Source organism: Lactobacillus sp. M0393 (genome assembly GCF_016102025.1).
In the GTDB taxonomy this organism is placed as follows: domain Bacteria; phylum Bacillota; class Bacilli; order Lactobacillales; family Lactobacillaceae; genus Lactobacillus; species Lactobacillus melliventris.
In genome coordinates this window covers 230108-237521 of the sequence record NZ_JACFPK010000003.1, presented here as the reverse complement: position 1 = coordinate 237521, position 7414 = coordinate 230108, and the positions used below count along the sequence as shown (strand labels likewise).

The 7414-nt window shown below is 34.6% G+C and carries 7 protein-coding genes and 1 pseudogene; 2 read left to right on the top strand and 6 right to left on the bottom strand.

All coding sequences use genetic code 11. The features are described 5' to 3' along the window. Positions 1 to 302: 302 nt before the first annotated feature. Complete coding sequence (locus tag H3R29_RS09190; protein ID WP_255524987.1) at positions 303 to 428, top strand: hypothetical protein; 126 nt, start codon at positions 303 to 305, stop codon at positions 426 to 428. A gap of 113 nt (positions 429 to 541) precedes the next feature. Here the strand turns inward: H3R29_RS09190 and H3R29_RS09145 are convergent, their stop codons facing one another. From H3R29_RS09145 to H3R29_RS03670, 3 genes are all read right to left on the bottom strand, one after another. Beyond that, on the bottom strand, positions 542 to 622 hold the full coding sequence (locus H3R29_RS09145; RefSeq protein ID WP_233557734.1) for a type II toxin-antitoxin system YoeB family toxin: 81 nt from the start codon (positions 620 to 622) through the stop codon (positions 542 to 544). Between the two features lie 87 nt (positions 623 to 709). Continuing rightward, on the bottom strand, positions 710 to 994 hold the full coding sequence (locus H3R29_RS03675; protein WP_198202650.1) for a type II toxin-antitoxin system RelB/DinJ family antitoxin: 285 nt from the start codon (positions 992 to 994) through the stop codon (positions 710 to 712). Positions 995 to 1137: 143 nt separating this feature from the next. Beyond that, the gene (locus tag H3R29_RS03670; RefSeq protein ID WP_198202649.1) at positions 1138 to 1575 is read right to left on the bottom strand and encodes a GNAT family N-acetyltransferase; all 438 of its coding nucleotides are present in this window, start codon (positions 1573 to 1575) and stop codon (positions 1138 to 1140) included. 379 nt (positions 1576 to 1954) lie between these two features. Here H3R29_RS03670 and H3R29_RS09235 point away from each other — a divergent pair, with 379 nt between their 5' ends. Beyond that, positions 1955 to 2044, top strand: coding sequence for a putative holin-like toxin (locus tag H3R29_RS09235; RefSeq protein WP_081945396.1), 90 nt, complete (start codon positions 1955 to 1957; stop codon positions 2042 to 2044). 690 nt (positions 2045 to 2734) lie between these two features. Here H3R29_RS09235 and H3R29_RS03660 read toward each other — a convergent pair. From H3R29_RS03660 to H3R29_RS03650, 3 genes and pseudogenes are all read right to left on the bottom strand, one after another. Then, positions 2735 to 3406 carry a hypothetical protein gene (locus H3R29_RS03660; RefSeq protein WP_198202648.1) on the bottom strand — a complete coding sequence of 224 codons (672 nt, stop codon included), beginning with the start codon at positions 3404 to 3406 and terminating at the stop codon, positions 2735 to 2737. Positions 3407 to 4401: 995 nt separating this feature from the next. Then, positions 4402 to 5449, bottom strand: a pseudogene (locus tag H3R29_RS03655) (IS30 family transposase). Between the two features lie 438 nt (positions 5450 to 5887). Further along, positions 5888 to 7345, bottom strand: a complete 1458-nt coding sequence (locus H3R29_RS03650; RefSeq protein WP_198202647.1) for an SLAP domain-containing protein — start codon at positions 7343 to 7345, stop codon at positions 5888 to 5890. Positions 7346 to 7414 lie beyond the last annotated feature (69 nt).

Genomic DNA, 7414 nt, shown 5'->3' with positions numbered 1-7414 from the left:
GCTTCTAATTTTGTTTTTTGTAAATATTTAGACATAAGAAAACCCCCGAATTGGAATCTTTGTCCAATTCTGGGGGTTAACTTCAGATCGTATAAATAAGGCGGGTTTTTATTGTGTTATTTCTTCTTTTATTAATTTTAATATGATAGGCTTTTCGCAGTGGATCCCATAGAAAAGGGAGAAATTTATTATGCAAGTTGTTAACAATCACTTTGCTCAGACGGCTAGCAAAAACTAGTTACACTGCTTAGATCAAAATATGATTATGATATGTAAAAGAATATAATAAAGGTTGCTTAATATTGGAACATAGAGAATTAGTCAAATCAAAAGATATTTCTGATAAGGGATTAAAAGCAATGGATGAATCTGTTGCTAATTTAAAAAAAGGAAAGGTGTCCGCACCAATAGATTTATCAGACTTTTAGATGAATAGTATATTTAAAGAAATTGCTAGTTTTGTGAATGTAAAGATTTATACATATAAACATATAAAAATCCTCTTAGTTAAATTGAAATCTAACTAAGAGGATTTTTAGCTTTAATTATAGTGAGTTTTGCAAGCTATAATAATTAATCGCTCATTTTTAACTGTGTAAACTAATCTATCTACATTATTTATTCTTCTTGACCAACCAATTTGATATTTTAATTTTTCCGGCTTGCCAATTAACATATTCATTCCAAGCTTTATCTAAAAATTCTACTGTCATTCTTTCTTCTGCTCACTATTTAAAAGATGATGTGAATGGATATCCTGATTATTGTTAATCTTTTTGAAACGCTGATTTAGTTCAGCTTGATTTTCCTCACTATAAAATGGATCCCTAACTTCAAACGGTAAACCACCTTCAGCAATACTTTTCTTTATAAATATATTAATGGCAGTCGAAAGATTAAGGCCTAGGCCGTTAAATATTTTTGTAACTCGGTTTTTATCTTCTGAATTAACTTTAACTGAAATCGAAATTTTGCTTTTTTCTGGACTTAGCATTATTGATCACCTCATATGCATAGTAGCACTTTAGATGTATTATGAAGTATAGTTAATTGCTTTAAATTTATATATAATGTACTAGCTAAATTATTATTAGTAAACATTTATAAACAACGAAAATCAATTACAGTTTAAATAAATTATTTTATGGTTTTACCAAATCTTTTCTGCATTTTATTACTGGTATAGCCCAGTTTTTCGTAAAATTTATGAGCACCTAAACGTGATTCTCCTGAATTTAACCTAATTTCTTTCATGCCTAAATTTTTAGCCTGCTTTTCCAAAGTTTGCATAAGTTGACTGCCTATGCCTTTCTTTTGGGCAGAAGAATCTACTGCTAAAGCTAAAACATTGAACATGGGGTCAAAGTAGGTTTCTTCAAAAATTTCTGCATGCAAATATCCCTCAACCTTTTTGCTATCTTCATCTTCAAAGACCCAGAGATAGTGATGTTTGGGATCATTTAGCAACCTTTTAATGTTAGCGGCCGTTTTTTCGACAGGATAATCATAACCTAGTTCAATTTGATTGATTTTTTGAATAGCTGGACTGTCAGCTACTTGGCATTTTCTAATCATAAAAATTCCTTTCCTATATTTTTTACGTGATAAAGCTATTTTAGCGCTCCCAATATTGATTAAAAAGTCTTATTTACATACCTTAAAAATGCGCTCATTTTAAACTTGGATTGGCTTAGTACACTGGTAGTAAAACCGTCTTTTACCAGTGTCAAAAATGTATTTTAGTTTTTAAAGAGGGAAACAAAATACTATATAGTGGAAATAATCAAAATAAGCCATTGATTTGGCAATAATACTCTATAGTTATTCAATATGCAAACAGTATTTGTTATAATTAATTTAGAATTCAAGCAAATTGTTTTGAGGGCGGTTGGCTGTTGATCCGGAAAGGAGATGGTGCCTATGGCACGAAATCTTTTAGAAAGAGAAGCAGTTAATGAGCGTTTACCAGGCATTACAAATAATGTTGGCATTCGCCACGTTTATTATTGTGTTGTTGGATTATATCAATAATCACAAGAAATAAAAAAGACCGTCCCAATAATACTTTAGCAAGTTGGGGATAGTCTTCTATTACCTAGACAGCTAACCGCCTTTAGAGCGGCTGCTTGTTTTCAAAGAGGTCTTGTTAGCGCAAGGCCTCTTTTCTTTACAGTTACATTATATCATGACTGAATTAATTTTGCACAACGAGCTGAGTAGTGAGTAGAATCCTAATTAATAAAGTATCTTATAAAGAAAATCAGGTGAGTTTTCATAAAAAATCTAAATAACCACTTCTTTGTGGCTATAAATAGTAGTTCAATGAAAAATCAGAATCACATAAAGAACAATAAAATGTTAAAAATCAATGAAAACTCTACAAATATTATATATACATGGAAACCTTTCTGCTAAACTTACAATTAAGGACATAAATTTCTTAATAAGTTAGTCTAAGCGATAAAAAATATAGTCACATAAGACTTAAAACTTTGATTTCTTTTTATTAAAATTAATGACTAAATGGGACTGACTTTTAGCGATTAAACATCCAGGATTTATGTTAAACATGTGAGTAATTGACGCATTCTAAAAAAACGGTAAATTGTAAAATGAAGTTGAACACTTGCCCTGATTAGAAAATGAAAAAAGTCCATTGGACTTCTCTGATAGAATGTAATTACTCCAAATTCTAGAAAGAAGTTACCAATGAACTCCCTTAATTCTACCATATCTACTCACCAAAAGGGCCAACATCTTGCTTTGCAAGCTTTAACATTGCTGATTTTATTTTCTGATCTTTTTCAAATTCTGAAACATCTCTGCAGTAGTCATATCTATCGCCACTTCCGAGTTTATAGAACAATAGTGGGGGATTTGTCTTGGATTTGAAGAGAAGTGTCGCTCTTAGCTTGTATGCTTGTTCTTTAATGGCTCTTAACATGTGATGAGGTTTCAATTTATATTTTCTACATCCATCAATAAAGTAGTAGAAAACTAGGGCAAGATTCCTTTCTTCATTGTCTTTTAAGGAAAAGATCTGATCATCGTCATTATAGAAAATCATGTAATGGCCGTACTCACCATAATTTGTAACTTCATCTAAACCTTTAGCTAATCTATTTGCTTCTTTGTTTATTCTTTTACCCAAAAGCAAATTGGGGAGTTTTACGGTTGAAATTGGCGCAAGGTTTATAGAATCAAAGTCAAACTTTTCTGTAGGGAAACTAGATACGTTGTCAATCTGCTTGCTAATCATATCGAAGATTACATCAGGACTAATAAAAGTATCATCCTTTAAATGCTTATACGATTCTTGAATGATTAAGTTAAATATAAGCTTGGCAAAACTTTTAGAATCATTGTCTGATGATTCTATTCTGTATTGGCGATAATCATCGGCCATTATCCCTAAAACATAATCTTTAGCATTAACGGCTTTTGCTTTTTTAAAAAAACATCGAAAACCATAATTAGAACCTTTCTTCTAATCCATTTCTTTATCTTTTTGATCCTAGTCTTAATCAATATTTCTAAATACCTTTTGTCGAAAACCAAACTTATATTTAAGCCTAATTTTGGTTCACAGCTTTTATTGTAGATCAGCAAATGCTTAGTTTAAAACGTGAGTAACTCGATTACGACATTATTAATTTTCTTTTTCTGATTCTTATGTTTGTAAATCTTAAATCGAGTATAATGCACAAGCTATAAAGCTTTATTTTATCAGCGTTTGGACGTATTTTATATGTTATAATTGTATTAACCAGAAAAGTTAATATGAGCGGTGGCACTTCAAAGGAAGGTGATGCCTATGGAAGTTTTAAATTCCTATGCAGATCTTACAATACTGAGGTGCAATTTACGTTGTGGCGTGGCTGACTGCTATCATGCTTGCTCTGCTTTCGCTTCTGAGGTTTGGTTACGAAAGCATTGTTGTGATGACAAAGATCACCAAGCAGGCTCAGAAGCTTATAAAGTCTTACCGCAAGCTGCGCAAAATGCTACACAAACATAAGTAAACAAAAACCGCTTTAACTTTTGGCGAGGTTAGCGGGTTTTGTAATCTATTAATATTAGCCACCGCTCTTAAAAGCGGCTCTGGGCAGGCGCTGTTTGCAGACAGCGCCTTTTTGTTTATACAAATTATATCACATCTTTGAGATTTTTGAGCAAATTCCACTTGTTCAGAGTAGTTTTTGATTCCGTTCAATAGGCTAAAGCCTGATTCCAACAAGTCTGGGGTGGCTTATTTTTTGTGTAAATTTATGTTTTAAAAAACCGATTTATATTCGATAATATGTCACAAAGCTTGATGAATCAACAAATATTTTTGTTTTATTTTTGCAAAATATAGTTGACTTTTGTTTTGCCGAAAATTGCAATTTTAAGTTGAACACCCTACTTGATCTGATAGATGCAATCTAATCTTCTTTCATATAATTCATCGGGTGTGTGGTAGGCTAAGATCTTGCAGGGCAGGTTATTGCTCCAGTCCTCAATGCCATAGATTTGCATTAAGTCATAATCCTTGATGGACTTGCCTTTAGGAATGAAGCGCCGGATTAGCCGGTTGTGCCGCTCAACCCCGCCCTTCTCACAAGAAGTATAGGGGTGCGCGTAGTAGACCAGTGTCTGTGATATTTGTTCTAACTAAGCTAAATCCGCAAACTCAGAACCATTATCGGTGGTAATGGTCTTAAAGACCTCGTGCCAGTGCTCCTGGTATTGGCTGCTTAAGGTTTTAAAGGCTGCCATCACGCATGCAGCCGTCTTATCCTTAATCGGGATAATCATGAATTTGCGGGTCATGCGTTCATACAGGGTTAAAAGGGCCTGGTCATCTTTGGTTTTATGTCCTAAAACTAAGTCGCACTCCCAGTGGCCAAACTCGCGGCGCTGGTTAATAGCAGCAGGCCGTTCACTAATACTGCGGCCCAATCTGCGTTTATGCTGGCGTACCCGTTTGGCTTTCGTCTTGCGGCTTAAGCACTCAGGCAAGTCAGTTGCCTTAATCTGTAATAAACCAAGTTCCACATAATGGTAAAGCGTCTTGGTGCAGACTGTTTCATTCCGGACAAATGCGCCGCTGGCTAAGGCGCGACCGGCGCAGGCATCAAGCGACCAGCCCTGCTTGAAGAAGTGCTGTTCAACGTACTTAATGAAGCGGGTTTTGGCTAGAAAAGCTTGCTTACGGCCGCAGTTTAAGCGCCTTATCTGATAGCGTCTTTGCGCTTCGGGCATCGTAGCGGTACCGTTTGCCGTGATACAAAGAAATCTGGCCGCGTGCAAGCTCGTACTTGACCGTGGTGGGCGAGCAGTTGAGGGCACGGGCAATTTGACGCAGGGACTGGCCTTGGCTGCGTAAAACTTGGATAATTACGCGGTCTTGCAAAGCAAGATGTTGGCCCTTTTGGTGAGTAGATATGATAGAATTAAGGGAGTTCATTGGAAACTTCTTTCTAGAATTAGGTTGGTAATTACATTCTATCAAAGAAGTCCAATGGACTTTTTTCATTTTCTAATCAGCGCAGGTGTTCAACTTCATTTTACAATTTACCATTATATAATAGTGATATAGATAAACTTTTGATACTCATAATTATTCTCCCTTCTGAGAATTATAAAAATAATTGAAAACAAGTTAATACGACTTCGAAGTCGCTTTTAATATAGCACAAATGTATGCATAAAGCAAACATATGTTCGCGCAAAAATGAAAAATATTATATAGTCTTTTGGGGAGTATTATTATGGCTTTTTTATTAATTAGAATCTTTTTTGGCTGATATTATTCAGGATAATTATAAAAAGATGCTCATATCAATTACCTTTAAAAGTAATTAATATGAACATCTTAAAATTGAATTTTTTTCTGTGTGTAACTTCAAAAATATTCTGGTGCTGTGTCTTTTAAATGATGATAAATAATTGCTTCAACAGGAGGCATATAGGCTAATTTATCTTCAAGCTGTAGACTTCTAGTGACTTCTTTTACAGCAGCCACAGTTGAACTATTTGAGCTGTTAATATATTTTGCTCTTTTTAATGTTTCATCATAAATGCCAGAATCAACTTCCATACTTTCATTATTTTTAACTGCTTTTTCATGATTAATTAGCTTTTGCAGATCTTTTTTGTCGGTTGTAGTTGCAGTCTTGGAGTCTGCTTTAGCCTCATCAACGGTATTGAGAGGTTTCAAAAATGGACCAGAAATATACTTGCAATCAGCAGTTTTAATAAAAGTCATTCGATCTTTGTTGTTATATATGAAATTGTTATTAGAAATGTTATTGGCAGCACCTAAATGATAATAAAGTTCGGCTTTATTATCTTTATTTGACCAAATATATAACAGTTCATCAACGGGGATTTTTTCACCTTTGTTAAAAGGCGTCTGACCGGATTGTATATACTGGTTTGCTCGCAATTGCCCGTTAACGTCATATGTGTCTGTAGGAGCAGTAATTAGAACATATGTGTCACCAGTACAAGTTAACAGTCGTTGTCTTACCTTTTTTTGAACTAATGATTTAGCAAGCCAACCAGTTTTTGTTCCACTAATAATATAACTAGGTGAATCGGTTGGGTCTCCTGCCTTTAGTGTTTCACGATCGACTTTTATTTTTTGGAGTGGCTTAATGCTCCTTTGCTCTTTACCTAGACCCACTTGAATGGCTTTAATATAATTGTTTCTTTTGGCAATTGTTACGGTTGCTTCTGCGACATAAAGGGGCTTGTTATCAATATTGCCAACATTGGCCGCATTAACATAGCCGCCAGCGCCTATATTGTAGTAGTATTTGCTGCCAATTTTTTCATAGGGGAGCCATGACTGATTATAGTTGTCATCATTGACTAAGAAATATTGTTTGCTATTCCGGTCAATTTTTTCAACAGAGCCAGAGTATTTCAAGGGGGTGCCTTTGCGCAAATGCGTATTCTTTTTACTGCCATGGAATTTCCCCAAACGCTTGCCATTCTTATCGTAAACATAAGAATTGTAATTGAGTTTCAAGTTACCACTTTGTACCTGCTTGTTAACAACACCAACATTAGCCGCCTTAACGTAGGCACCACTGGTTAAAGGATAGTAGCTTTTACCATTAATTGAAGTTGTTTTGTTACTACCGTTTACGGTGGTGCCCATACGCAATGTTCTTTTACCGTTATAATAGGTGCGCTTGCCCTGAGCCGTATAAACATAAGAATTATGATTCAACGTGAGAGTATCAGTCTTAGCAGCTAATGCTTCTGTATTGCTTGGCATTACTGCGGGTAGCATAGGACTAATAGCAAGAATGCTTGCTATAGAAGCATAAACAAACTTTTTATTTAATTTCATGTAATCACCTCAAAAACTGATTAAATATCTACTAATCATTATAGAGCAGTATAGCTGTCTTCGGTTAGG

Coding starts and splice junctions, on each gene's coding strand:
- H3R29_RS03670 (WP_198202649.1), bottom strand. CDS start 1,575: ATGATTAGAAAATGCCAAGTAGCTGACAGTCCAGCTATTCAAAAAATC.
- H3R29_RS03650 (WP_198202647.1), bottom strand. CDS start 7,345: ATGAAATTAAATAAAAAGTTTGTTTATGCTTCTATAGCAAGCATTCTT.
- H3R29_RS03660 (WP_198202648.1), bottom strand. CDS start 3,406: ATGGCCGATGATTATCGCCAATACAGAATAGAATCATCAGACAATGAT.
- H3R29_RS03675 (WP_198202650.1), bottom strand. CDS start 994: ATGCTAAGTCCAGAAAAAAGCAAAATTTCGATTTCAGTTAAAGTTAAT.
- H3R29_RS09235 (WP_081945396.1), top strand. CDS start 1,955: ATGAGCGTTTACCAGGCATTACAAATAATGTTGGCATTCGCCACGTTT.